Raw genomic sequence first — 24,551 nt, forward strand, 5'->3', positions numbered from 1 at the left:
TTAGCCACCTATTAATACTGTAGGGTTGCCAACAACAATTTTACCGCCGTGGGAGCTGTCATCGCCCATTCTAGCTGCAGGCTTACCGTTAATTTTAACCGAGCCAGAACCCGATTTAATACTATCTGGTGGGCCAATACACACCATCATGTCGCCTTTGCGCGCAGCAGGCATTCCACCAATTAAGACATTAGTTGAACCAATAACTACAGGGCCGCCTACATGCGGCACTGTGCCGGTTGTTTTGGGACACACATGCATGTGACCAATTGTAGCTGCGGGCTTGCCCATAAAGACTCCTTGTCTGTTTATATTTTTAAATAAAACTAATCAAATAAAGGGATAATTAATAACTTGCTGTGCGCCACTAATAGAGATAAACACTCTATTAATTCACTTTGAGAATAATCTGAAAGTGCAACAGGGCTTTGCATAGCATATTGGTATAATCCCGACACAACATCTTCACTATTTAATACTGGGTGTAAATTATTTAAAAACTGGCCAGCGTAATAACCATTCATTGCTTTTAGGTGACTTAATGCTGGATTTAGCAATGGATCGTCTGGCCTATTAATTGGCAAACATATTAAATGCGCAAGCCCATAACGGCAATATACAACATATCCGTTATTATTAATGCCGTTTCTAAGTCCTGAATGAAAGCTATTTATTATTTCCATATTTGCACTAATTTAATTTAATCATTCCAGCTGATAAAGTAATAGCACTGCCGTCAACTTTAACATTACTACCTTTAATATTTATATTAGTGCCTTCAATAGTTATATTACCATTACTGCTCATTTTGATTTGTGCAGAGCCTGTTTTAATAACTATTTCATCACCCGCTTCTATATTTAATGTTTTACCTACTTTTAAAGTATCGTTTTTACCCATTTCGGCAATACGATTTTTAGCAACATTAAGGGTGTCGTTGTTAGCAATATCTGTTTTTCTGTCGTTTCCAATTTCAATGTTGTGGTCGTGATCTGTCTTATCGTTTTGATCGTTTTTAACATAGAGCTGCTTGTCTTTTTCTGCTTGAAGATAAACCAGCTCACTGCCTTTTTTATCTTCAAACCTAAGCTCGTTAAAATTATCTGCTCCGCCTTCTTTTGTAGAACGCGTTTTTATGCCGCTTTGCGTTTTTTCTGCCGGTAATGCATACGGAGGCATTAAGTCTGCGTTATACACGGCCCCACTTATTATAGGTTGATCTGGGTCGCCATTTATAAAATCCACAAGTACTTCTTGGCCAACGCGAGGGAAGAAAAAAGCCCCCCACTTTTTACCAGCCCAGTTTTGGGCAACGCGGATCCAACACGAACTTTTAGAATCTTTTTTGCCTTCTCTGTCCCAATCAAATTGCACTTTTACACGACCATATTGGTCAATCATAATTTCATCAGCGCTATCGCCAGTTACGATTGCCGTTTGGACCCCGTTTATTACAGGCTTTTTCTTATTTATTTGTGCTCTGTAAGGGATTTCTTTTGGGACACATTCAAAGTGATTTGAATAAACTTCTTCTACCGATGACTGCTGCGAACCTGATTGGTTGGGTACTGTAATTGAAGTCATCATAGAGGTAATAACAAATGTTTTACCTTCAAGACGTGGGTCTTCGTGCTTTTTAAAACTAAATAACTTACCTACAGTAAATGAGCGGCAATCACTGCGCCCACTGGAAAGCTTCATGTCTCTTTGCAGTGACTCTAGCTGCACAGACGCTAGATTAGCAGCGCGCGGATGGCACTCTTGCTCGCCCGTGTATTCAAAAATTTCAGAGACCGATTGAGTAGGAAGTTCAGCGTTTGCTTGCTCGCCATCTGGGTATCGTGATGGCTGTTTAAAATCGTAACCAACACGTTTAAAACTACCAGGGGCAATGCTTAAGCCACCTTGCCAGCGCGATACGTGTGATTCGCTTAAATGGCCAGTTGAAAATACAACTTTGCCTTCATTACATACTTCGTAAGCCGTAATATCATCAGCTAATACAAGCGTATGGTTACTGTTTGAGTGTTCAAAAAAGTAAAAAATACCTTCTTGTTGGAATAAGCGCTGAATAAAATCAAAATCAGACTCTTGATACTGAACACAATATTCATATTTAGGGTAGGTTTTACTGGTTTTATCGCTAAAGGCAACATTGTGTTGGCCAAATAAATCAGCAAATATTTCTTTAATTGTTTTCTTTTGAAAAATGCGGCTATTTTTACGATTGCGCATTGAAGCTGCGAATGGAACTATCGTCGCTTGATAATCTATATAATTTTTTTGCTCGTCAACATCAGCCGTACGGCTGCCATTTGAAACCAAATGACTAACAATGCCGTGGTAGTAACGCTCACCACCGCCATCTGCATTTTTTACTTTAATAGATACAGGTTTACCCACTAAGTCTTCGTGCGCGATTTGTTTACCAATAGTGTACATATTGGCAGACATAACAAACAAATCAGACATTGCCTCTTGGGCAACAAAGCGAGTTAAATAGAGGGCATCTTTACCAACAGGGGTGCTAATTTGAATTACGTTTTTATCTTGTGTTGCTTTTTGCATTCCTTGCTTTTCCCGTCCTAAAGATCAAAAAAAGCTCTGAGCAATGCCCAGAGCCATTATAAGGTAACAAATATTACATTTGTTGACCTTTAACACCGCTGTAACCGTATACAAGAGGAGCAGTAATGTTATTTTTGTCGTCTGTTGGAGTAACAGTCATCATCATTTCTGTGTAGCTGATAGTGATTGTTTCGATTGGACGATCATTTTGTACTGAAACTGAGTAGCTAGAAATCATTGCATCTGTAAGTTCGATTTTCATGATTTCTTCAACCTTATCACCTTGCTTAGTGATATGGAAAACAGCTGGTAAACCTTTACCGATTGTCGCTTCTTTGAAAAGATCCGGAGATGCTTTATCTTGAAGTTTAGTGATTGTTACGTCACCAAGACGAGTAGAGCTTGACTCACGGTCCATCGCTGTACCAGTAGCTGAGCTAATTTCGCGACTTACATTCCAATCAAGAGATAAAACTGTAATTAAATCTTTGAAAGACTCAGCAGTAGTTTCGCCTTTGATTGAACCGTATTTTAAATATGTATTTGCTTGCATTTGATAATGCTCCTTTTTATTAAACAATGTTATCCATTAATACTGGATTCTTTACTTTGGTATATACCAAAATTCCTTTGAAACCATTATCTTTAATACAGCAATGAAAAGGCCTTCTGATTCCTTTCCTTAGATGAAGACAATGTCTCAAAAATTCCATGTAGTGATATCAGGCACCAAAATTATAATGCCCTCAAACTAAAGAAACAACCTTAATAACAAGTTATTTCAAATTAACTTTAATTAAACTTTAATTCAGCTCTAGTTCAAATTCATTATCTTTTACTAATAGCGATATACTATTAATTTCTTTGTCGTCAATCATGCTAGAAAGTAAAACCTCAGACAACAATGGCAGCACTCTATTTTGAAGTATAGTGTGAATATTACGTGCACCTGAGCCTGCATTTTGGCAATTAGCAATAATATATTCAATTACATCGTCATTATAAATTAACTCGGCATTGTAGTGTTTTTTAACACGTTTAATTATTTTATTTATTTGAATAGCGGCAATTTCAGTAAGAATATCGTCACTTAACGGAATGTAAGGTATTACATTAATACGACCTAAAAATGCCGGTTTAAATGAAGCAAGTAAATCATCTTGTAATGCCTTTAATAAACCTTTGATGCTTGGTTTACTTTCTTCGTCTTCAAACAAGCTCATTGTGGTATCTGTGCCCACGTTTGAGGTCATAATAATGATTGTGTTTTTAAAGTCGATATCGCGGCCTTCACCGTCTTTAATTGTACCTTTATCAAACACTTGATAAAAAATATCTTGTACGCCTGGGTGTGCTTTTTCCATCTCATCCAAAAGTACAACACTATATGGCTTTCTTCTTACTGCCTCGGTTAATATTCCTCCTTCACCGTAACCTACATACCCTGGAGGAGAGCCAAGTAATAAAGAAACTTTATGTTCTTCTTTAAACTCTGACATGTTAATTACCGTGACGTTTTCTTCACTACCATACACTTCTTGGGCTAGCGAAAGTGCAGTTTCTGTTTTACCCACACCGCTTGGCCCTGCTAACATAAATATACCGTTAGGACGGCTTTCATCTGCTAGCTGAGCACGAGATGTTTGAACAACTTTAGCTATTAAATCAAGAGAGTGGTCTTGCCCTACAACTCGTTGCTTCATTTGCTGTGCTAAATTTAAAATGCCATGTATTTCATCTTCATGCATTTTGCCAACAGGTATCCCTGTCCAATCTGAAATAACTTGCGCTATAAGCTCTTCGTTAACCTGCCAATGAACCATATTATGTTCAAAAGAGGCTAGCTTCTCTTTACTAAGTCTTAGCTTATCGAGTATCTCTTGTGATGACTCTTCATCTTGAGAGTTAATAAGCTCTAAAGCTAGATTAAGCTCAGCCACAATTTCTTTTTCAGTACTAAATTGCTCATTTAACGGCGCTAATCGCTCTTCAATTGTAATTAGCTCTGCTTTTAATGTGTCTAGTTGCTGTGAATGATCTAAGCCCGTTTTTTGCTCTCTGTTAAGCATTTTTACTTGTGTTTCTATTTCGCTTAAGCGATTTACAAGCTGCTCTATAGTATTTGGAGTAGATGCTTGGCTCATTGCAACACGTGCACAAGCTGTATCTAGTAATGCAACGGCTTTGTCTGGGAGCTGCCTTGCAGTAATGTAACGATGTGATAAATGCACCGCGCCTTCAAGTGCTTGCTCAGATATAAACACTTTGTGGTGTTTTTCCATTACAGGCACTAAGCCTCGTAACATTGCCACCGCTTTTTCAGGGGTTGGCTCTTCAACTTTTACAACTTGGAATCGGCGTGTTAATGCGGCGTCTTTCTCAAAAAACTTTTTGTATTCAGCCCAAGTAGTTGCAGCTATTGTGCGTAATTCACCACGCGCTAAAGCAGGCTTTAATAGATTTGCCGCATCATTTTGACCCGCTGCACCACCGCTACCAATCATGGTATGTGCTTCATCAATAAACAAAATAACCGGATTTACCGCATTTTTTACTTCATTGATAAGCGATTTAAGGCGATTTTCAAATTCCCCTTTCATACCTGCACCAGCTTGTAATAGTGCTAAATCTAAGCTGTGAATTTTTACATTTTGTAATACAGCAGGTACGTCTTTTTGAGCAATTCTTAATGCTAGCCCTTCAACAACAGCTGTTTTACCTACGCCTGCTTCACCAGTTAAAATTGGGTTGTTTTGGCGGCGTCTGGTTAAAATATCAACCATTTGACGAATTTCGAAATCACGACCAAGAATAGGGTCTATTTTTCCAGCGAGTGCTTGGGCAGTTAAATCAACAGTAAATTGATCTAAACTTGGAGTTTTAGAACCAACATTTGCTTGAGTTGACGCATTTTGTACTGAATGGTTGCGCTCTTGAGATTGCGCAACTATTTCAGGCCATGCATGAAGCAATTGACCAGGCTCTATTTTATTAAATAACTTACTACAACGTGTTACTAAGCTAGATAATGTATCGTCTTTAGTAAGGGTATAAATAACGTATGCACTACGAATTTGATTATCTGTAAACTCAATGCTGGTACTTAACCAAGATTGCTTAAGAAGACTCGTAACATGCACTGACAAACTAGGAGATGACTCACTACCCGTTTTAAACGACTCTAATGATTGATTTAAATCCTGTTGAACTTTATCAATATCTATATCGAACGAGCCAAAAATTAGTCTAACATCATCTAATTGCTGCTCAATCATTGCAAGTAACCAATGCTCAAGTTCAACCGTGAAATGACTGCGACTATTACATATAGCAACAGCACCTTCTAGGCTTTTTCTGCAATCAGGACTCAGTTTTTCAACTAGTTTATTCAGTGTCATCGAAGACATACTTTTTTCCTTTTAATTTTAATTATCCCTTAAACGATAACTTAGTAGGGTTAGATTTTAATTTGTTATCTTGTACAGATAAGAAGCTATTAGCGCCTAACTGACACTCATTTTTTGAAAGTTTAGCGGCACCTAAATTTTGAAAATTTGACTCAATGACCAAGCGAAAGTTAATAGCATTTCCTACATAGTCTTTTGTTATTTGATTAGCTATTTCGAAAAGCGGACCTTTGGGCAAAAGTTGTTTTGCTTTATCTGGATTATCTGATTTTATGTGGATTTCGATATTAGAAGATACGTCCCATACTTTATTTCCAATCATGGTATCAACACCTAAACGGGCGTGCTGGCCTTCATATAATGCCTGGCTGGCTAAACGGGTTTGTTCTTGCTCTTTTAACTCGTGCCATTGGCCAACCATTTGTTTGATTGATACATCACAACCTAGGTATGACGAAAGTACATTTTTTAAATCAAATGCATTTCTAATTTTACGGCTATATAAACCTGAAAAATGCAGTTGGTGCTCGTTATAGCCACCACTTAATAAACCGAGTATTTGTGTGTATGGGTCTTTGTTTTTTTCTTTATTAACGTGATTAAGCGAAGGCTTATATTTTTTCCAAGCGCGGTAATACAGTGAGACTAAACGATGATTAAACATGTCGTAAAAGTCACGCATGGTTGTATCTTTATAGCGTAAACGCTGCATCACAAGTTCACTATAAAACTGGGGTAAAGCGCCTGAACAACCCGTCAGCCCCATAAAAGAAACCTGCATAGTTACTTTATGCATACCGTCTTCAAAACCAGTTTCTTCTAATTTGGTAATTGCATTACCTGGATAACCAAACTTTTGGGTAGCTGTAAACTTAATCAACTCTTGCTTTGGATTACTGTCGTAACCGACATGTCGATAATCTAAGCCACGCTTTTTTAGCTGATTTTCAATTATGAAAACAGCTTTGTAAAAGTCAATTTGAGAAGCTTGTGAGATTATTTGCTTTATCATAATAACGGACAGTCACCCACTCTTGCAGGCCATTGATAATAAATTTGTTCTTGCTCTTTAAGCCTTAAACTTAAACGCGTGTAGCTATTTATTGCTGCAAATTGAGCAAAAAAGTGATCAAGTATTGATGCAAAGAAGAACATGCCGCTGCCAGAAAAATCATCGTTAGCAAATGTAATTTCAATTTCGCTGCCTGTTGCAAAGCTTACTTTACCTTTTTGAATCACACGGGCAGTTGAAGGCTCTATTACCACTCTATAAATATTATCTATCATGCCTTTAGTTTGTGGTGATGCTCTAAAATCGTATAAACGCAAAACTTCTTTAAGCTTATTACATGCGTCTTCACCACTAAAGGTATCAAGCGTTAAATGATTAACTAACTGCCACCGTGTTGCATCAGCTAATATAGGTCTCACTGCATGAGTAAATGGCGTTAAACATCTAATTTTTTTAATTACATCGCCGCGCTCAGGCATTAATAAACCAAGTTCGTCATCACCAAATGGCATGCTTGCTGGTAGGTTGCGATTACTACAATTTGCGCGCACAGTAAGTACAGAGTTTCCGTCACCATATTCCATCGCACTATTTTCAAAAGTAGCATCAACTAACGATAAAAATGTTTCGGTTCCTGACTCTACATAACCGCCAGCCCAAGAAGCAGTTTCTCGACGAATATGCCAAAACAAATCATCATGTCCATGATATTTAGGATGTGTTTGACCATAAAAAGGCGAAACAATTTGTTTATTGCCTTTATGATCAAATGCAATAACTTCTGATATACCAATTACTTCTGATATTTCCGAGTCCATATAACGCGGTGTTAACTGATATTCATATTCACTGATCTCAGGTCGTATTGGCTCAAGCTCTTGTTCAAATAAGTTTATTATTGGTGTACAGCCTAATAAGAACATATCTTTATCTACTTGCTTTTCAAGCTCAGCAGATTCAGTATCTAGGTAAATATAAATACTACATTTATTAGATTGCTTAGGCAGTGATGAAAGAATGCCTTCAAGCTCAAAAAACCTAAACTTCTCAGGAAAAGTAAAATTTTCGACGAGCAAACGATATCCTGCAGATGAGCGCTGCGAATAAGGAACCACAGCCTCGTTAGAATCAAAGCCCACTGCTTTTAATTGGTTTTTTGACAGATATCTAATACCTTCATCGCCATTGTCTATAGCAATACCAATACTATGTTTGAACAGTAGTTCGTAAACTTTAAGTGTATGATGCCATTGGCCATTGATAAAAATCCGTAATTTTTCAAGGCCAGTTTCTGCAAGCGAAACCCCTTTATACTCACCTGTTAATTCTATTTTGAAAATAGATTTTGCTTTTTCTTGCCAGCGAGGCTTCGGCGCTACAAATGGGCTATTATCAAATTGCACATTTGTTATTTCAACAGGCCAAAGGTAGGTTTCATAACACGTTTGAAATTTACATTGCTTCATTGAGTCAACGTTAGTTTCTACTTCACTTGCCTTTGGTATAACCACCCCTGCCGTAGATAAGTTCTCAGCTTCGAGCTTAACAACTGACATTGATGGGATTGGCGCTTGGTAATCTGGTAGCATTTGCCCTAGCAAAGCATCCGTTAACTCCGGGAAACTATCGTCGAGCTTTTGCCTAATATTGGCAGTTAAAAATGCAAAAGATTCTATTAATCTTGAGACATGAGGGTCTTCAATATGATCTTCACTTAACTTTAAACGCCCTGCAACTTTTGGATATTTTTCAGCAAAGTCTTTACCTAAATGACGCACAAATGCTAATTCACGATTGTAATACTTCAATAACTCATCGTTCATAATGATGCCTCAATAATTTTCATACCCAAGTTCACGGGCTCTACTTCTGAATCAAAACTAATAAACTCTGGCTCAGGGTCGGCGTATAAAAGCGCATTTATTCTTAAATTTAATACTCTGTTTAAAGGTACTTCTTCATCTGTAAACACTTCTACTTCAAGAAACCGTGGCTCAAACTTTAAAATTGTATTTCTGACGGTTTCGCACAGTAATGCGCGCCCTTCGTGAGAGCTTACAGACATACTCGAAAAGTCAGGTAAACCATAAGACAAACATGAAGTAGCCAGCTCGGTGTATTGAGTTGGCCATGTATGCCATTGAATTCGAGCATTTAGCAAAGCTTCAATATCTCTGCGCACGTTTTTTCTAAGCTCACTAATAGTGATGCCTTCGGTACGTGATGGCGCATCCTGGAAGTCGGGCTCATCGTCAATGAGCCTATCTATAATGGATGCTTGAAGCTGCTGTTTATGCTCTATCATGGTTGCTTAAGCTTAAATTATGCTGTTTCAAGTGAGCTTATTTTTAAATTTGGGATGGTGATAGCCTCATCATCAACAAACAGCATTTTCATGCCCTTACCGATAATAAATTCATCTTTTAACTCAACCCAGTCAGACACTTGACCTAGCTTTTCAAGCTCCGATTCAGAGTTAATATAAACAAGTGGTAAATGAGCTGTACCTGATGGACCATCTTTAATTGTAATTTCAACACGTAACCAAATACTTTCTAATAAAGATTCTACTGGCTCCATTTTTAACGATTCAATTTCGTTAAAGTTTGCTAGATAAAACTCACCATTAGTACCTAAAACCTCTAGGTACGGGTTTAAGCAATCATCAAGATCTCTTGTTGATGCCACGTCTGTGCTAACTCTTAAAGACTCCATCTCTTGAGCTAACTGAGCTGCTTCGTCGGTTGAGCCTTCTAACAGAGCAACATGCATTTTCAAAAATAGTGTGTCTAACTCATTCGCATCATGAAATAACTTAGGAATGCCTTTACCTTGATAAAAATCTACACGAGATTGCTGAGCACGAATTAAGTGCCTTAAATTTACTGCACCTACTGCAAATTCTGGATTTTTTTGTACCATGAAATCTAGCTGTTTATCGGCTTTTTCAAGTTCACCATTTATGCAAAGTAATTCGGCGTAAATACTTCTGATATCAAAGTTTAATGGCTCATCTTGAAGCTCTGTAGCACAACAAGATAATGCATCAGTAAGTTTCCCCTCGCGAATTAAGCTATGTATTTTTTTCATGACTATTCCTTTATTTTATGATGAGGACTGAGCTCTGTAATTAATTTAATACTGGAGATCATCTGATCTAATTGAAAATGTGGCTGTAATTGTAAAACAGAAAAGTAATGCCCTGGATTGGCTTTATTTTCACTGACTTTTATTCTGGCATTACTTAACGGGTACTTACTTCTTATATGCTCGGAGGAGGAATCTGAAGCCGTTGTATAATTATTTATCCACGCTTGTAGGTCTCGCTCACAAGCTTGTGCCGTGTTATAAGAGCCGACACGGTCTCGAGCTAATAGCTTTAAATAGTGAGCAAAACGAGATACACACAAAATATATTGCAGCATTGAAGATAAGCGCGCATTAATATTAGCGGCGCTTGATTCATAATTTTTGGTTTTTTGAACCGATGCATTACTATAAAAAACAATGTGTTCTGTATTAGTCACTGATGATGCTGGAATAAAGCCAAGTTCAGAAAATTGCTTTTCAAATTTGCTTGTTACTAATAAGTTTAGTGGTGGCTTTGCTTCTTTTTGATAAGTGTCGTTTGCAAAACTGTCTCTCGCAAGCCCTGTAACCAGACCCTTTGAAATTTTACCCGGCTCAATACCGCGAATGTGCCCAAACCAGCCACTATCGCAATATGCTCTTATTAAGGTAGATACAAATTGATATGCTGCATTGCCCCAAAGCATATCGCTTTCAGGGTCTTTAATTTGTTCTTTAAAGTAAAAATCTTGATGACGTTTTCCATCATTGCTATATGGCGGTCTAACTAATACATGAGGAAGCGTAAGCCCAATAAAACGAGATTCTTCCATCGCTCGAAAGCTCTGCCATTTAGCGTATTCGGGTTGTTCAAACTGGTCAAATAAGTCTGCGTAATAGCCTAAATCAGAAAAGTTATCTGCACCAAATAAGTTAGGAGAAGCTGAGCAAATAAATGGAGAGAAAGCAGCGGCAGCGGTTCTAGATATTTCTTTTATTGTGTCTATGTCATTATAAATTGTGCCTGCTGAGCACATGTTACTAATTTCATAATCACCTACTACTACACCAAATGGCTCGCCACCTGCGCTATCAAACTCACTTTGATAAAGTAGTTGAAAAAATAGGCTTTGGTCAAAATCAATAGCTTTGTTTACATCTTTAGAGAGTGTTGCCCAATCGCAGTTCAATACTTTTATTTTTACTTTATTTTCTTTGTCGTATTGTTCGCTTTGAAGTATCAGCCACCAAAGATTACGCCAACTGGCTTCTAGCTTTTGAAATCTATCATTATGAATTATTAGGTTTAATTGTTCTGAAATGAGTTGATCGAGTTCAACAATTACGCGCTGTAAATAAGGACCAAGTGATTCTTTAGTCCAAGATATAGGTGAATCTGAAGAACCTTCAAGCCATAACAACAAGGCTTTATCTAGGTTTTTTTCGTTTAAAAACCTATCGAGTAAAGCCTCATTATCACTTATTCTAGACTGCGCTTTTTGTACAAAAGCGAAGTCTTGATTTATAAATGAAAACTCTTCGTGATTCATTCTACTGCATTATCCTTAACGCTAAAGATCAGTTAATTAACCGATCTCTGGAATTTTAGCTACAAGGCGTAAAGAAGAAGTAAGCTCTTCCATTTGTAGCCAAGGTCGTAACCATGCAACTGCATTATATGCACCTGGTTGACCTGGAATTTCCTTAACTGATACTTTTGCATCTGCTAGAGGATAACGTGCTCTGATATCTTGACCACCACCCTCAGTCGCATTTACATACGAAAGGATCCAGCGGTTTAACCAAGACTCAACGTCTTCAGCTTCCATAAAGCTACCAATTTTATCACGCGCCATTACTTTTAGGTAATGAGCAAAGCGAGACGTTGCCATAAGGTAAGGTAGACGTGCAGATATTGCCGCATTAGCTGTGGCATCTGGAGTTGAATAAATTTGTGGTTTTTGACAGCTTTGTCCACCAAAAAATACTGCATAATCTGTATTTTTGTAATGACAAAGAGGCAAGAAACCTAACTTGCTTAATTCAGCTTCACGACGATCTGTAATGCCAATTTCAGTTGGGCATTTAAGATCTGGATCGCCATCATCACTTGTGAAGATATGCGTAGGAAGACCTTCTACTTTACCGCCGCCTTCAGCACCACGTATTGCAGTACAGAAACCGTATTGAGCAAATGCTTTGGTCATATTTGTTGCCATAGCGTAGGCTGCATTACTCCAACAGTAATCACTGTTATCAGTACTTACTGAACGGCCATCTTTTGGTTCAACTTCAAACTCTTCATAGTTAAATTCTTCAACTGGTTTAGAAGCCGCACCATAAGGTAGGCGAGATAAGAAACGAGGCATAGTTAATGAAACAAAACGCGAATCATCGCTGTCTCTGAATGAACGCCACTTAGTGTACTCTAGAGATTCAAATACTTTTTCTAAATCACGTGGTTTGGTTAGCTCTTCCCAGTTATCAAAACCAAATAATGATGGCGATGAAGCTGAAATAAATGGACAGAAACCAGCGGCTGCAACATTAGACATTAGGCTTAATGTTTCAACATCTTCAGGGTGGTTAGTAAACTCAAAGTCACCAACGATAGTACCGTATGGTTCGCCACCTGGAGTACCAAACTCAGACTCATAGATTTTTTTGAATGTTTGGCTTTGGTCAAACTCAACAGCTTTGCTCAAATCTTTATGAAGTTCTTTTTTCTTCATATTTAGCATACGAATTTTAAGTGTAGAGCTTGTCTCAGAATTCATTACTAAATGGTGCAATCCACGCCAAGAGCCTTCTAACTTTTGAAACTCTTCGCTGTGCATTACTACACTTAGCTGTTTTGAGATCTTTTGATCGATTAATTGAATTGCTTCATTAAACGTCACTGTCATGTTTTTGTTCCACTGAACAGTCCCTTTTAAGGCTTCTTCTGTCAGTGTTTTAAGTAACTCTTCTGCACGGCTTGCATCGGTTTGCTTAGTTGCGCCAATAGCTTGCTCTAATAGTGAAGACGTTGCTTCTGAGGTAGACTCTAATTCAGTACTTAGTTGCTCTGTACTCATTTTTCAGTCTCCTCTATTTTAAGCTCTTTTGCGATTGTATCTAAGCTTGCTGTGTTGCTTAGTACTTCTTCAAGCACGTTTTCTAATTCTTCAGAGCGGTCAATCTTAGTCATTAAATCGCGTAACTTGTTACGTGTTTCCATTAATTTACGTAATGGCTCAACCTGATTTACAACAGCTGCTGGTTCAAAGTCATCAATCGATTTAAAGTTAAGTTTTACTTCAAATTCAGAACCATCATCATTAAGCGTATTATCAACTAATAATTTTAGTGAAGGGCTCATGCGCTTTAAAACGTCATTAAAGTTTTCACGATCTATTTGCACAAATCGTCTATCTTTAAGTGGTTTTAATGCTTCTGTGTTATCACCAGAGAAGTCGCCCATAACACCAACAACAAATGGTAATTCTTTTTTTACTGCAGTGCCTTCAGTTTCCACATCATAAGTGATGTGTACGCGAGGCTTACGAACTCGTTTTAATTTATCATGGATACTCATAGAGAACTCCTTTTACTTATGTTTCAGTTTCGCTGATTTTAATGCCAGACAACTTAAAGTACCCAGTCCTAGCATCACTATCTGTAATTAATTCATTTAATAATTCAGGCAGCGACAATTCGCTCCATCGAATTACTTGTTCTATGGTGTACGACATAGGTGAGTGCGGCTCTGTTTTTCTAAAAAAAGTAGCGATTTCTTTGAGTTTATTAATCGCACTTTCTCTTGAGTTAATTTCGTGATTAACTTTTACAACTTGCTCTGTAACACTTTGACCGTCGTCGTCTTCACTTTGAACCACTTCTTGCACTTCGTTTAATGCAGCTTTTGCCTTATCAGCAGCTTCAAGCTTATCTGCAGCAACATGCTCAACAGCAGCAAGACTAACTGCTAATGCTTGTTTTATATTTGATGTTGGCTGTGGCTGTCCAGTTACTCTATCCAATACTTCGCTTAATAAAGCAAATTGCTCAATCGCGTTTTCAATGTCTTGTTTTAAAGTAACAAAGAATTCAGTACTTGTTTCTGCAGCACTTCTTTCAATGAGCTCATAGTCAACAGCACCTAAATTAAGCTTTTTCTCTCTTTTCTCATCTGTTAAACGAGAAATATCATAGCCTTGCTGATATTCCCAAAAAGAATATGACTCCATACTGGCGCTATCGGTCAGATAGATACTTTTTATCGGGATTATTAATGTACCTTCGCCTGCTGAACCATTAAGGCCAACCAATGCAGATACTTTGTCTGACACTTCATCATCGTCATCGAGTGACGGGTATAATTCATCAAAATAATTGTCGAGCAAGTTATGAGCAACTTTAAAACCAAAAGCTAAGCCTTTGAAGCCATGAATTCGACAAAGTGCTTCAATAAACCAAGCTAAATATTCGATATCTTTGCTTTGTGTTTTTATTGCTTTGCTACATTGCTCTAATAAAGGAAGCCAATCTCTTGCTAGTGAGGAAATACCTTCTTCATCCACTAATGCATTTCTTTCTGCTGCGCGAAGCTGGTTTCTTAAATCTTTTAAGGCGTAATAAGTCGACGTAGGCGAGACATCTGAGCGAGGATCAATACCTGCAACCTCGGTGTCTGAAATAGGGGAAATATACTCTTCAAATAAAAACATTCCGTCGTCCTAATAATTATCCATAAAACTCCAATAAAGCGGAGCGGATTTCATATTACATTCTTTATAATAAATTACAAGCCTAGTTACAATTGAGTTTAAACCTTAATTATTGCCTTTATATAAACAATTAAAATTTAATATACTTATTAATTAATAGATGTAATTAAAGTAAAAACTCAAATATAAAATACAAACCAAATTTTTTAACTTAAAATCGTTATTTAGAAAAAAGCGGGATAGTAGCTTCATCTTGAATGTTGAATGTTTCTGATTTATTACCAGCGTATCCTTCATCGTACTTAATTAAAATACAGGTCACATTATCTCTTGCACCTCTAACTAATGATGAATGCATAAGCGCCATACCAGAATCAATAATGCTACTAGGCTCTAGCGATAAACATATGTCTTCATCAGACAACTCACCGGTGAGCCCATCTGAACAAAGTAAAAATATATCGCCCGTTTTTACTTCATTTTGAATAACGTCTACTTTTACATCCGCAGTTACACCCACAGCTCTTGTGATTACATTTGATAATGGATGTGTCTTGGCTTCTTCTACTGAAATAATCCCTTCATCAATTAAATCGTTTACTTGGCTGTGATCTCTCGATATCTGTTTAAGTTGACCATCTCGAAGCATATAAGCTCTGCTATCACCAACCCACAAAACATAGTACTTATTATTTTTAAGAAATAAGGCAGTAACTGTACTTCCTGCGGTTTTGCTACCTAAATATTGGGCGCTATATTCGTTTAATTGCCTATTCGCATCTTCAATGGCTTCAACTATGTGAGATACTTCAAGCTTCTCAAGTGGTAGCTCTTCAACTTTTGCTCTTATTACATCTACAACAAGCTGACTGGCAACTTCACCTGCTTCGTGACCTCCCATCCCATCTGCGACAACCCATAAGTTATGGTTATTTATCTCTACATGCGCATCTTCGTTAAGCTGCCTCACAGCGCCTCGGTGGGTAATTGCATAACTTGTACTAAACTTGCTAATCACTATTTTTTACCTGTGTAAAGTTCCATTCCCAGTGTTTCCACCTTCCATCTAACATTGCTGCAACTTGATTTACCGCAGGCAAGCCAGGCGTTATGAGTACCATAGGTTTTATATTATAAGAGCCATGTGTCCACCAAACGCTGTAATCACCGTGTTTTTTTAACAAAAGAGCATGCATTGCATCTTGGAGGGCTTGACTTGATAACTCATCACCTGAGAACTCAAATGCTTCTGCACTTTTATTTTTATCTACAGAATTTAAAAAACTAACCTGCTTTTTAACTCCTGCTATAGAGCTTAGAGACTTAGCAACCTCTTTACGCCAAGAAAATAAATCAACCGAACTATCAAGCACTTTTAATACAGTGTCTTCATACTCTAAAGAAAACACACCTGAGTTTAAAACATCAATAGGTGCAAATTCTAATGTGCTAGCAACTGTGAAGGGATAGTGCCTACCTACTGCGTCCATACTCGGTAATAGAGTCCCCATAACGCCTTTGTCACCAACAATGTTTGGCGATAATGCAAAGTGCCATACTGGTCCAATTAAGTAATTATCTTGCCATACTTCACCTAGCTGTTCTTTACTCACTGCAATGGCTGCTTGCAGCCACTGCTCCCAATGCTCTGAAAATTCTTTCGAAACGCTATCTTGTACAAAATCACCTAAACTAGGTACCTTGCCAAGATAACCAATATTTATAATCGGGTCGGACATGAAAACTTCTCTACACTTTTATTCCAAAATGGATGCCTGATTGATTTAGGCAATAACTCGACTTTCGCATTGTTTCCCATGAGTGAAAAATGTAACTCTAAGTCTTCACGTGTTTTTGATCTTTTAGCACTTAACTCGTCTAACATGCGATATAGCGACCATTCACCTTGGTAAGTTGTATTTATAGAACGACCACCATTTGGAGGAGTAAATACAACTCGTGTTTTACTCTGGCCACTTGCTCCAGGCCATACAAAATTTGTTACCCTAAGTGGACCATGCCTGTAAGTCATTGACTGACCATCAATTTCCAGCATAAAGCTAGAGATGGTACGGTCTAATTCTAATGGTTTTAAGCCAAACTCAATTCTTGGTGTTGCACTTCCGCCATCAAAAAAGACTGTTTGAATTTGATTTGCCAGTTCAAACATCGCTAATGTATCTCGGCTAATACCTATATCTTTTTCAAATTTCCATGGCGTTGAACTCATATCTACACTTGGCGCAATATAGTTGGTGAAAAAGCTATCAATTGTTCCACCTGGGCCGAAAAATCGAGTGAAATCTTTCATATTCACTTCTTTATCTGCGTATGGAGAAAACGGATAACGGCCAACAATTGCAGCGTTATATTCGCGTAGCACCTTACTTTTCCACATCTCGTTTAAATGTCTGTTGGCACTATTTTTAGTTATGTTACTAGTATCTCTACTTATATCTAACAGCCAACTATTAAACGGGTAAGGTAAATCTCGACTTTGAAACTCAAGCTGACGAATAAAGCTAGGCTTACTTTTACCGCTAATTTGGTCTTTAATTGACGACTTTAATTGATCGCCTCTATCAAGTTTGGTTAAGTAAACGTTTAACTCTCTTAGATTTTTCTGAATATTATCTAATTGTTGAGCATCAATTTTTATTACATCTTCAAAGGCTTCTTCAACTTGGTGACCCGGTAATTTAATATCAAATTTAGGGGCTTCGTCAGGTAAAAAACGCTTGATACGATTAGCTTTGGTTTGCATAGCTATTTCAGCAGCATTTGCTGCAATTTTACCTGCAGCCTTTTGGTTATCAGATACTGGCAATTTAGTTAGCTGCACATTTTTTTGTACTGCAGTGATAATATTTTTAATAGGCGCTTCAGAGCCAGCTAAGGCATCAGTAATATTAACCCCCTCAGCCGGAGAGCTATATTGATTCAGGCTCAGATCATCAATAAATGATTGCCAATAATAGATATAATCTTGAAAGTATCGCTGCTCTAGTTTCTTCTCAATCTCATCTTTAGAAATATCGTAAGTGCCCGTTGCCTCTTCACCATACACCCAGCTACTTGCCATTAAATTACCAAGCATTTTACTTTTCTCAACATTAAAAATGCCGTGAAAACCATTAAATGTATATAAGCCAGGGATACTTCGCGTAAGCTCACCGTCATTTCTAAAAGTAAATTTTTGCGCACTTTCAAAACTAATAATGTCTGTAAGCCTAAATGGCGGAATACTGCTATCTAGGAAGTCGGCTTGTAATCGTTGATATGCTCGCTCAGCAATTGGTAGCTTAGTTAGCTCAGCTCGCGCAACACGCACTGCTTGATTATCAATTTCAATTTGGCTAACACCGTTTTCAAGTAATGTAGCAACATGCTCCATCAGCTCTACTCTGGTTTGCATATTTTTATCGCCTGGTAAGTTACGCTCTAAATAAGCGTTAAACCAAACCGTTATATCTTCACTTTCTAAGTATTCAGGCTGAAACAACATGAGGTAACACTTCAGTGTTTCGTATAAATAACTTAAGTGCTCAGGATGAGCTTCCATTTCTTTAATTAAGGTACTTGCAATAAACGGTTCTAAATACGTTTGTAATGAACGGTCGTAGGCTTGTGTAGAAGCCATTTTTATTTCATTTAGTTTATCAAACCCAATTGATTTAGACTCTTGTGTATTAACAAGTTCAGGGTTGCTTGCAGGTAAGTTTCTAAGAGCCTTTAATCTGTCGTTTAGTACTAGTAAGTTATTACGGTCAAATGAGGCTGTATCAAGCTCTTGGTACGTTGCAATCGCATCTTCAGTCTCTGAAATTAAGTTACTATTCCAAGCAAAACTAAAGTACCACGATGTTGAAAAACCAAGTAAAGCTGTGCATGCAAGCGTTATGCTACCAACACGAAGCCATTTATTTTGCTTGTCATGATGTTTGTTAGTACTTGCTAAGTTTTGCTCTGGAAAAATTACACCTTCTAATACATTCTTTATAAAAAAGCTTTTAGATTGGTTAATGTATCCAGATTCGCCTGCGTTTGCTTCGTTTAAAAAGCTAGATGGGGTACCCTCTTGCGTTGCACTTGTGAGGTAAACACCACGAAACATTGGTAGTTCTTCGTATGCATTAGGAGTGAATATTTCTTTTAAAAAAGCATCTCCTACACCTTGTAAAACACGAAGCTGCCTAGGGAATTCAAATATCTTAGCGCGAATTTCTTCGTTTCTTTCATTAATTAATCTACGATTTAACATTTCAGTTAATTTAGAAATTAATGAGTGAAATTCTTTGTTGAAAGCATCTACTTGCGTGTCTTTATCTAAATCAAGTTCAAAGGTTACGCCCCAAACCTGCTCACACTCTTCTTCGGTTAATTCGCCAAAAAACTCTCTAAAACCTTCAATTAAATCAACTTTAGAAAAAATAACGTAAACAGGAAAGGTCATGCCTAATTGGCTTTGCAGCTCTTGTAAGCGCTGTTTAATAGCACGAGCATGTAGGTTTCTCTCAGTTTTGGTCTGGCTCATCAGCTCAGAAATACCCATACTGATCATTACACCATTAATAGGCCTAAGAGGACGGTACTTACGAAGTAATCCCAAAAAGCCTTCCCATGCACGTGAATCATGCTTTGCATGGCTGCTTTGCGTTGTGTAGCGCCCAGCTGTATCAATTAAAACTGCTTTATTGGTAAACCACCAATCACAATTACGAGTACCGCCAACACCATGAACCAAGTCAACACCTAGTTTGTCTTTTAGCGGGTAATCAAGTCCTGAGTTATGAATAACGGTAGTTTTACCAGCCCCTGGTGGGCCTATCATTATGTACCATGGCAACTGGTAAATATTTTTACCTTTGAACAGCTTTACGTCTTTTAAAAGATCGATAGCTTCGTTCATTCGCGTTTTAAGCGTAGTAATTTCTTCATTTACTTCAGAGCTATTTGTATCGTTATTACTATCAATTAACTCATCAGCCATTTTTTCGTCTCGTTTGCTTTGTTGCACAAGACGATAAATTTTAGACACAGAAAAAACCAATAAAACCAATATAATAGTAAACAGTCTTGCTGCAATACTTTGTAGTGGTACATAGTCAGCTATCGCGATTAATGGGCCGCCAAACCAAATTAATAATGATAAAGCTAAAAAGCCGATAATTAGCATTGCCGTACGAGATGTAAGTGCGTAGGTCACTTTTTTTATTTTTTGTGAAAAACTCATTTCAGCCTCTTAAAATAATAAATCGATTTCAATTCGTCGGTTTAATGACCGAGAAGCTGAATCTGAATTACTGGCAATAGGCTCTGCTGCGCCCTTACCTTCGGGCCATAAACGCCCACTGAGGTTTGTACTTTTAGCCATAGAGTTTGCAACTTGAGTTGCGCGCGCTAAAGAAAGGTGCCAATTAGAAGGGTACTTATCAGTTCTAATTGGTGTGTCATCTGTATGGCCGGTTATTAAAATACGTCCTTTAGTTCCTTCAAGGCTTAACGCTAGTTTTTCTAAAATAGGCTGAAATGAAGGTAATAATTTAGAGTCACCTTGATTAAAAAGGCTCTCACTATTAATAGAGATTCTGATCCTATCGATATTTTTCTTTATCGTCACAATCCCCATTTGAATCTCAGTTTGTAATAGCTGCTCTAGTACAAGTAACTGCTGATCTTTTTTATCTACTGCTTGGTCTTCAGCTACAGGATGAATGATAGCAAGCTTGTCACTAACAGCCATAACATCATCATTTAGCTTCATATTTATAAATAAATAAACGGTAAGTAAAAGTAAGCCTAAAACAGAAAAAATAACCCACAATGGCACCTGATTTCTTAATTCTACGCCAGCGGCTACTCTTTGTTTCCAGTTAGGAGAAAGCTTATTATTGATTGGCCCATCTAATTGATTTAATAAGTGATACATTTGTGAGCGGTATTCTTCTACTTTATTGTCACCCACAGTATCTAGTCTGTACTTACCTTTAAAACCTAAATTTAAACAGTGGTATTGCAGCTCTAAAAAGGCTTTGTGTTGCTCAGGCTGGGCCAATGCATTATCAAGTAAAGTATAAAAGTACTCACCGCCAAAAGTTTCTTTATGAAATGTCGAAAGCAAGCTTTCGTCAGCCCATTCCATAGAACTCCATTTAGAGTTTAAAACTGATTCATCTAAAATTGCACATAAACAATAACGAGAGTTTTTGATTACATCTTTTGATAAATTTTGATTACGTAGTTCGACTTCAAAACGTTTGATAGCCTCTACACATCGATGCTTTAACGCAGCTAAGTTAGTCATCTCAACTGATTTTCTAATTGAAATAACCAAAGAGAAACAGTCTGTTGCGGCTTCCATTAATGGGTTTCTAAATATAGAAACCTTTGCATTACTAGGAATACTACTTGCAACAGGCTCAACAGACATGACTGTTTTGTCTGGATCATTATCTACTTGAGGATTATTTGAGGCATCACGCCCTAATCGACCAGGACGTGGTTTTATAATGGTTTCGTCCATTGAAACTCTTCCTTTTAAAAGTTAAGTTCTTATTGCCCACAGGCTTAGTTGTAACTCGGGGTAATTTCCTGACAAGTGAATAGCAATACCACCACTTGAATGAAGTTTTGCCCAATGCTCGCCATGTTTATTTAATTCAAAATAATGAAAACCTGCATGGTAAGGAATTTGACGCGGTGCCGTTGGTAAGTTACTGATTGTAATACCTGGGATTTGATTATTTACTAAATCTCGGATTGTCTCAACACTACCGATTTTAATTTGAGAAGGTAATATCTTACGAAGCTCCTCGTGAGGAACACTGGCTTTAATAGCCAATACAAATTGACCTGAGCTAAGTACTGATTTGTCTTTGAGCGCACCAAAAGAAATACCAAACTTGCTTTGCTCTAACTTTATTTCCGTAGCAGTTTGCTCAATTACATGACTTAAAGATTGGTATAAAAAGTTTATTACTTCACTAAATACCGGGCCTAAGTTTTTATGATCGTACTTAGGTAATTTAGGCACTCTTTTGTTTACGGTACTAAAAGTAGATAACTCACCAGCAAGCTCTATTAGACGAGTATAAAGAACGCTTGGATGAAGATTATTAACTGATAATAAGTTTTCAAAAACAGCGTCATACTTGTTTAATGTTTGCAGCATAATAAAATCAGCTACAGAGGTACTTCCCGCATAACCTTGGCACAATCTAACAGCAATACTCTCTGAGCGCTGCTTGATCATTGAGCCAATCTCTCTCACTAAACCAAGTAATGGCTTACACTGACCTACTTTTAACGATGCTGGTATATACTTTGGATCGAGCTTAATTTGACCTTCACTGCTAACTTCAACAATGCGTGCAAGTGGCAATAATATATAGCCTGCATGGTCGTCTGATGACAATACTAGCTTACTAAATACCTTAGCTACTTGAATAATTTCTTGAGCTTGTGCACCTAAAGAGTCATCACTTACAGATAAGTCGTTTAGTTTATAACGCGTAACAATATCCTCATCTAAAGATGAAATATTAATACCACTGGCTTTTAGTGCAGGAACCGCTAAATAAATTATTTCATCATAAACATCTTTGCCCACCACTAAAGGCTCAGGCAAAGAGGTAGATTGAGGCATATCGATAGGTAGCAAATCAGGGGTAATAGCTGACAATGACTCAATAGCAAATTGGCCTGAGCTTAATAGCTGAGTATCGATACTTATATCAAGTATGCCCCAAGGATCTGCTAAATTCCCATTACAAATTTGCTTAATTAAATGCGAAAAATGCTTATCTGACTGCTGAAAGTGTTGCGGCCTTAAGAACATTCCTTCGGTCCAAGCAACACGAGTGTTATCACTCATTGTACAAATCCTTTTTTACTGCTCTCTCATGTATGTAGCAATTGCTTCAACATTTACATCTATATCGTCATAGCCAGTTGGGTCAACTTCGATTACAGCTCTCCATCGTGCTTGATCGATATTTCTGTACGCGACAACAACACCAACATATCGTGTATTGCGGTTTAAGCTCATTTTATATTTTTGAACAGAGTTTGGCTGTAATTCTAATTCATCTTTTTTTAATAAGTCCGGGCCTAATAGTTTTTCAGGTGTTTCATACAGGCTAAAGAAATCCTGAGTATCAAAAATTGTTCTCGAGCTAAGCTCAAAAATTTTCATTACTACCGGTGAAGGTCTATCTGACGTGTCTGGATTTACATTTTTAGACACATTAATTTTTAGATCCGTAGAAGGAGGCACAAACTTATTAACAGTTGAACAACCCATGGCTAAAAACAGTAAACTGAAACTCATTAAAAAGAGCTTAAATTTGTTCATTATCTACTTTCCTTTCTAGAACGATTCTTTAATTCTATCGTTGTATGCTTTTAAGAAATCATCTGACAACGCCATAGCTCCCTTACTATTTACATCATGAGATAACTCATCATATAAATTTTTGTATAGCTTCCAGCACTTAGCCTCTGTTTGACCAGGGATGATTTTTAATACGTTAGAATTATCATTTATTTGTTGATTTATATGTTGGGGAGAAACTTGCTCTAACATCCCTTTTAATACGCCGTCAGCTCCTGCTAATAAAGCATGTTCATGTCTTCGCGTATCAACAAAGCTTTCTTTGATTGATTCTTGAGACGACAGGAAGCTTGCACTATTTCTGATGAATAAATTCTGAATAACGTCATCAATATCTGCCGAAAACTTAATTGGGTTATTTTGTTGAGTTTGAAACATCGTTTGGTTTAAACGCAATTGGTTTTTTACAAGCGCTCTTTGGCGAAGAGACTCCATCAACTCGGTCAGTAATAGATTTAACCCTTGGCCCATTTCAAACCAAAGTTCTTGTGAGTTTAATGAATTTTGTAACTCAGCTTTAACCCCCAGCCCGTTTAAAAAAGCATCAGTTAAAGCGGTATCTTCACTAAGCGATGTTGGATTTTTTTGCACTACTGGTTTAGGAGCAGGCTTTACTGCTTGAGGTTTAGTTACAGGCGTATCTAGTACTGGTGTATTAACTGAAGTTTGCTGCTCAACAGCTGGTTTTTGTTGTGGTTTACTTACAACGGGTGCTTGTTGAGTTACAGCTTCTGGGTTCATTAAGTGAGCAAGCTCATCCCAGTTTTCCGGTATTTGGTTAGCTGAATTAAGGTCACTGGCCTGAGTCATAGAAACTGCAGGCATAGACTCATCCATTATTGATTCATTAAAGTACTGTTCTGGCTCAGAAAAATGCTCCGTAGGATGCTGATAAGACCTTTCTGGCTCTTTGCTAATACTAGCTGCAGCGCTTAAATTACCATAATCGGTGTCAGCTGTTTTTTCATTAGTAGCTAATTTTACCTCTATCTGAAAATCACCCACAGTGATCGTATCACTATTTGACAAGCGTTGTTTATTGCCTTGACCTAATGGAGCTACACCAAAATTTACAAAAGTACCATTTGTAGATGTATCGTAAACATAAAAAGAGTCGCCCTCTTTAACTATGCGTCCGTGCTTACTAGAAATGATTTTTTCAGGATCAGGAAAATGCCAATCACATGCTTCTGAACGGCCAAATATTAGAGAGTCTTTTACTGTTTTAGTTGCTTCAATTTCTGGAGAGAGTCTATGATAACTAGTGATGTTTAGTATCAGTTCCATTTGATAAGTTAGTCCCATAAATCTACATTCTCATTAGGATAAAGTAGAAGAGAAACTATTGTCAACATTGAAATTAATATATAAAAATATACTCAACCATACAAAAG

The 24,551-nt window shown here is 37.4% G+C and carries 20 protein-coding genes; all 20 read right to left on the bottom strand.

Annotated features, from left to right (window positions below; translation table 11 throughout):
• The 20 genes from H5116_RS12355 to tagH all read right to left on the bottom strand — a co-directional run bounded on the left by H5116_RS12355 (position 1) and on the right by tagH (position 24,444).
• The gene (locus H5116_RS12355; protein WP_024595244.1) at positions 1 to 291 is read right to left on the bottom strand and encodes a PAAR domain-containing protein; all 291 of its coding nucleotides are present in this window, start codon (positions 289 to 291) and stop codon (positions 1 to 3) included.
• A gap of 35 nt (positions 292 to 326) precedes the next feature.
• On the bottom strand, positions 327 to 683 hold the full coding sequence (locus H5116_RS12360) for a hypothetical protein (RefSeq protein WP_182671935.1): 357 nt from the start codon (positions 681 to 683) through the stop codon (positions 327 to 329).
• A gap of 7 nt (positions 684 to 690) precedes the next feature.
• Complete coding sequence (locus H5116_RS12365) at positions 691 to 2,568, bottom strand: type VI secretion system Vgr family protein (RefSeq protein WP_182711773.1); 1,878 nt, start codon at positions 2,566 to 2,568, stop codon at positions 691 to 693.
• 73 nt (positions 2,569 to 2,641) lie between these two features.
• Positions 2,642 to 3,121 (bottom strand): type VI secretion system tube protein Hcp, encoded by a 480-nt coding sequence (locus tag H5116_RS12370; RefSeq protein WP_024594574.1) that lies wholly within the window; start codon positions 3,119 to 3,121, stop codon positions 2,642 to 2,644.
• A gap of 250 nt (positions 3,122 to 3,371) precedes the next feature.
• Positions 3,372 to 5,975 carry a type VI secretion system ATPase TssH gene (tssH, locus tag H5116_RS12375; protein WP_182716264.1) on the bottom strand — a complete coding sequence of 868 codons (2,604 nt, stop codon included), beginning with the start codon at positions 5,973 to 5,975 and terminating at the stop codon, positions 3,372 to 3,374.
• A gap of 22 nt (positions 5,976 to 5,997) precedes the next feature.
• A complete protein-coding gene (gene tssG, locus H5116_RS12380; protein WP_182716265.1) occupies positions 5,998 to 6,987 on the bottom strand; it encodes a type VI secretion system baseplate subunit TssG in 990 nt (329 codons plus the stop codon).
• Entirely contained in the window at positions 6,984 to 8,810 is a 1,827-nt protein-coding gene (tssF, locus tag H5116_RS12385) for a type VI secretion system baseplate subunit TssF (RefSeq protein WP_024594571.1), read from the bottom strand. The genes tssG and tssF overlap by 4 nt, the downstream gene beginning before the upstream one ends.
• A complete protein-coding gene (gene tssE / locus H5116_RS12390; RefSeq protein WP_024594570.1) occupies positions 8,807 to 9,292 on the bottom strand; it encodes a type VI secretion system baseplate subunit TssE in 486 nt (161 codons plus the stop codon). Before tssE ends, tssF begins: the two co-directional genes overlap by 4 nt.
• 17 nt (positions 9,293 to 9,309) lie before the next feature.
• Positions 9,310 to 10,077 (bottom strand): type VI secretion system accessory protein TagJ, encoded by a 768-nt coding sequence (locus H5116_RS12395; RefSeq protein ID WP_182716266.1) that lies wholly within the window; start codon positions 10,075 to 10,077, stop codon positions 9,310 to 9,312.
• Between the two features lie 2 nt (positions 10,078 to 10,079).
• The gene (gene tssC / locus H5116_RS12400) at positions 10,080 to 11,606 is read right to left on the bottom strand and encodes a type VI secretion system contractile sheath large subunit (protein ID WP_182711777.1); all 1,527 of its coding nucleotides are present in this window, start codon (positions 11,604 to 11,606) and stop codon (positions 10,080 to 10,082) included.
• Positions 11,607 to 11,642: 36 nt separating this feature from the next.
• A complete protein-coding gene (gene tssC / locus H5116_RS12405) occupies positions 11,643 to 13,133 on the bottom strand; it encodes a type VI secretion system contractile sheath large subunit (protein ID WP_024594567.1) in 1,491 nt (496 codons plus the stop codon).
• Entirely contained in the window at positions 13,130 to 13,633 is a 504-nt protein-coding gene (gene tssB / locus H5116_RS12410) for a type VI secretion system contractile sheath small subunit (protein ID WP_024594566.1), read from the bottom strand. Before tssB ends, tssC (H5116_RS12405) begins: the two co-directional genes overlap by 4 nt.
• Positions 13,634 to 13,649: 16 nt before the next feature.
• Positions 13,650 to 14,765 (bottom strand): type VI secretion system protein TssA, encoded by a 1,116-nt coding sequence (gene tssA / locus H5116_RS12415; protein ID WP_154902980.1) that lies wholly within the window; start codon positions 14,763 to 14,765, stop codon positions 13,650 to 13,652.
• 220 nt (positions 14,766 to 14,985) lie between these two features.
• A complete protein-coding gene (locus H5116_RS12420) occupies positions 14,986 to 15,783 on the bottom strand; it encodes a protein phosphatase 2C domain-containing protein (protein WP_182716267.1) in 798 nt (265 codons plus the stop codon).
• The gene (gene tagF / locus H5116_RS12425; RefSeq protein WP_024595080.1) at positions 15,776 to 16,504 is read right to left on the bottom strand and encodes a type VI secretion system-associated protein TagF; all 729 of its coding nucleotides are present in this window, start codon (positions 16,502 to 16,504) and stop codon (positions 15,776 to 15,778) included. The genes H5116_RS12420 and tagF overlap by 8 nt, the downstream gene beginning before the upstream one ends.
• Positions 16,486 to 19,998, bottom strand: a complete 3,513-nt coding sequence (gene tssM, locus H5116_RS12430; RefSeq protein WP_182716268.1) for a type VI secretion system membrane subunit TssM — start codon at positions 19,996 to 19,998, stop codon at positions 16,486 to 16,488. Before tssM ends, tagF begins: the two co-directional genes overlap by 19 nt.
• 9 nt (positions 19,999 to 20,007) lie before the next feature.
• Entirely contained in the window at positions 20,008 to 21,288 is a 1,281-nt protein-coding gene (gene tssL, locus H5116_RS12435; protein WP_024603626.1) for a type VI secretion system protein TssL, long form, read from the bottom strand.
• 21 nt (positions 21,289 to 21,309) lie between these two features.
• Positions 21,310 to 22,638: a type VI secretion system baseplate subunit TssK gene (gene tssK / locus H5116_RS12440; protein ID WP_024595399.1), complete on the bottom strand. Its 1,329-nt coding sequence runs from the start codon at positions 22,636 to 22,638 to the stop codon at positions 21,310 to 21,312.
• A gap of 15 nt (positions 22,639 to 22,653) precedes the next feature.
• Positions 22,654 to 23,118 carry a type VI secretion system lipoprotein TssJ gene (gene tssJ / locus H5116_RS12445; protein WP_024595400.1) on the bottom strand — a complete coding sequence of 155 codons (465 nt, stop codon included), beginning with the start codon at positions 23,116 to 23,118 and terminating at the stop codon, positions 22,654 to 22,656.
• A 15-nt stretch (positions 23,119 to 23,133) separates the two neighbouring features.
• Positions 23,134 to 24,444 carry a type VI secretion system-associated FHA domain protein TagH gene (tagH, locus tag H5116_RS12450; protein ID WP_024595401.1) on the bottom strand — a complete coding sequence of 437 codons (1,311 nt, stop codon included), beginning with the start codon at positions 24,442 to 24,444 and terminating at the stop codon, positions 23,134 to 23,136.
• Between the last annotated feature and the right edge of the window lie 107 nt (positions 24,445 to 24,551).

The organism is Pseudoalteromonas sp. SG45-2, assembly GCF_014164115.1.
Taxonomy (GTDB): Bacteria; Pseudomonadota; Gammaproteobacteria; order Enterobacterales; family Alteromonadaceae; genus Pseudoalteromonas; species Pseudoalteromonas distincta.

Bases quoted from the DNA above. Each gene is read 5' to 3' on its own strand.
- tagF (WP_024595080.1), bottom strand. From the start codon at position 16,504: ATGTCCGACCCGATTATAAATATTGGTTATCTTGGCAAGGTACCTAGT.
- tssF (WP_024594571.1), bottom strand. From the start codon at position 8,810: ATGAACGATGAGTTATTGAAGTATTACAATCGTGAATTAGCATTTGTG.
- tssG (WP_182716265.1), bottom strand. From the start codon at position 6,987: ATGATAAAGCAAATAATCTCACAAGCTTCTCAAATTGACTTTTACAAA.
- H5116_RS12395 (WP_182716266.1), bottom strand. From the start codon at position 10,077: ATGAAAAAAATACATAGCTTAATTCGCGAGGGGAAACTTACTGATGCA.
- tssE (WP_024594570.1), bottom strand. From the start codon at position 9,292: ATGATAGAGCATAAACAGCAGCTTCAAGCATCCATTATAGATAGGCTC.
- H5116_RS12360 (WP_182671935.1), bottom strand. From the start codon at position 683: ATGGAAATAATAAATAGCTTTCATTCAGGACTTAGAAACGGCATTAAT.
- tssC (WP_182711777.1), bottom strand. From the start codon at position 11,606: ATGAATCACGAAGAGTTTTCATTTATAAATCAAGACTTCGCTTTTGTA.
- tssM (WP_182716268.1), bottom strand. From the start codon at position 19,998: ATGAGTTTTTCACAAAAAATAAAAAAAGTGACCTACGCACTTACATCT.
- H5116_RS12365 (WP_182711773.1), bottom strand. From the start codon at position 2,568: ATGCAAAAAGCAACACAAGATAAAAACGTAATTCAAATTAGCACCCCT.
- tssH (WP_182716264.1), bottom strand. From the start codon at position 5,975: ATGTCTTCGATGACACTGAATAAACTAGTTGAAAAACTGAGTCCTGAT.
- tagH (WP_024595401.1), bottom strand. From the start codon at position 24,444: ATGGAACTGATACTAAACATCACTAGTTATCATAGACTCTCTCCAGAA.
- H5116_RS12355 (WP_024595244.1), bottom strand. From the start codon at position 291: ATGGGCAAGCCCGCAGCTACAATTGGTCACATGCATGTGTGTCCCAAA.
- H5116_RS12370 (WP_024594574.1), bottom strand. From the start codon at position 3,121: ATGCAAGCAAATACATATTTAAAATACGGTTCAATCAAAGGCGAAACT.
- tssL (WP_024603626.1), bottom strand. From the start codon at position 21,288: ATGGACGAAACCATTATAAAACCACGTCCTGGTCGATTAGGGCGTGAT.
- tssA (WP_154902980.1), bottom strand. From the start codon at position 14,765: ATGTTTTTATTTGAAGAGTATATTTCCCCTATTTCAGACACCGAGGTT.
- tssJ (WP_024595400.1), bottom strand. From the start codon at position 23,118: ATGAACAAATTTAAGCTCTTTTTAATGAGTTTCAGTTTACTGTTTTTA.
- tssB (WP_024594566.1), bottom strand. From the start codon at position 13,633: ATGAGTATCCATGATAAATTAAAACGAGTTCGTAAGCCTCGCGTACAC.
- tssC (WP_024594567.1), bottom strand. From the start codon at position 13,133: ATGAGTACAGAGCAACTAAGTACTGAATTAGAGTCTACCTCAGAAGCA.
- tssK (WP_024595399.1), bottom strand. From the start codon at position 22,638: ATGAGTGATAACACTCGTGTTGCTTGGACCGAAGGAATGTTCTTAAGG.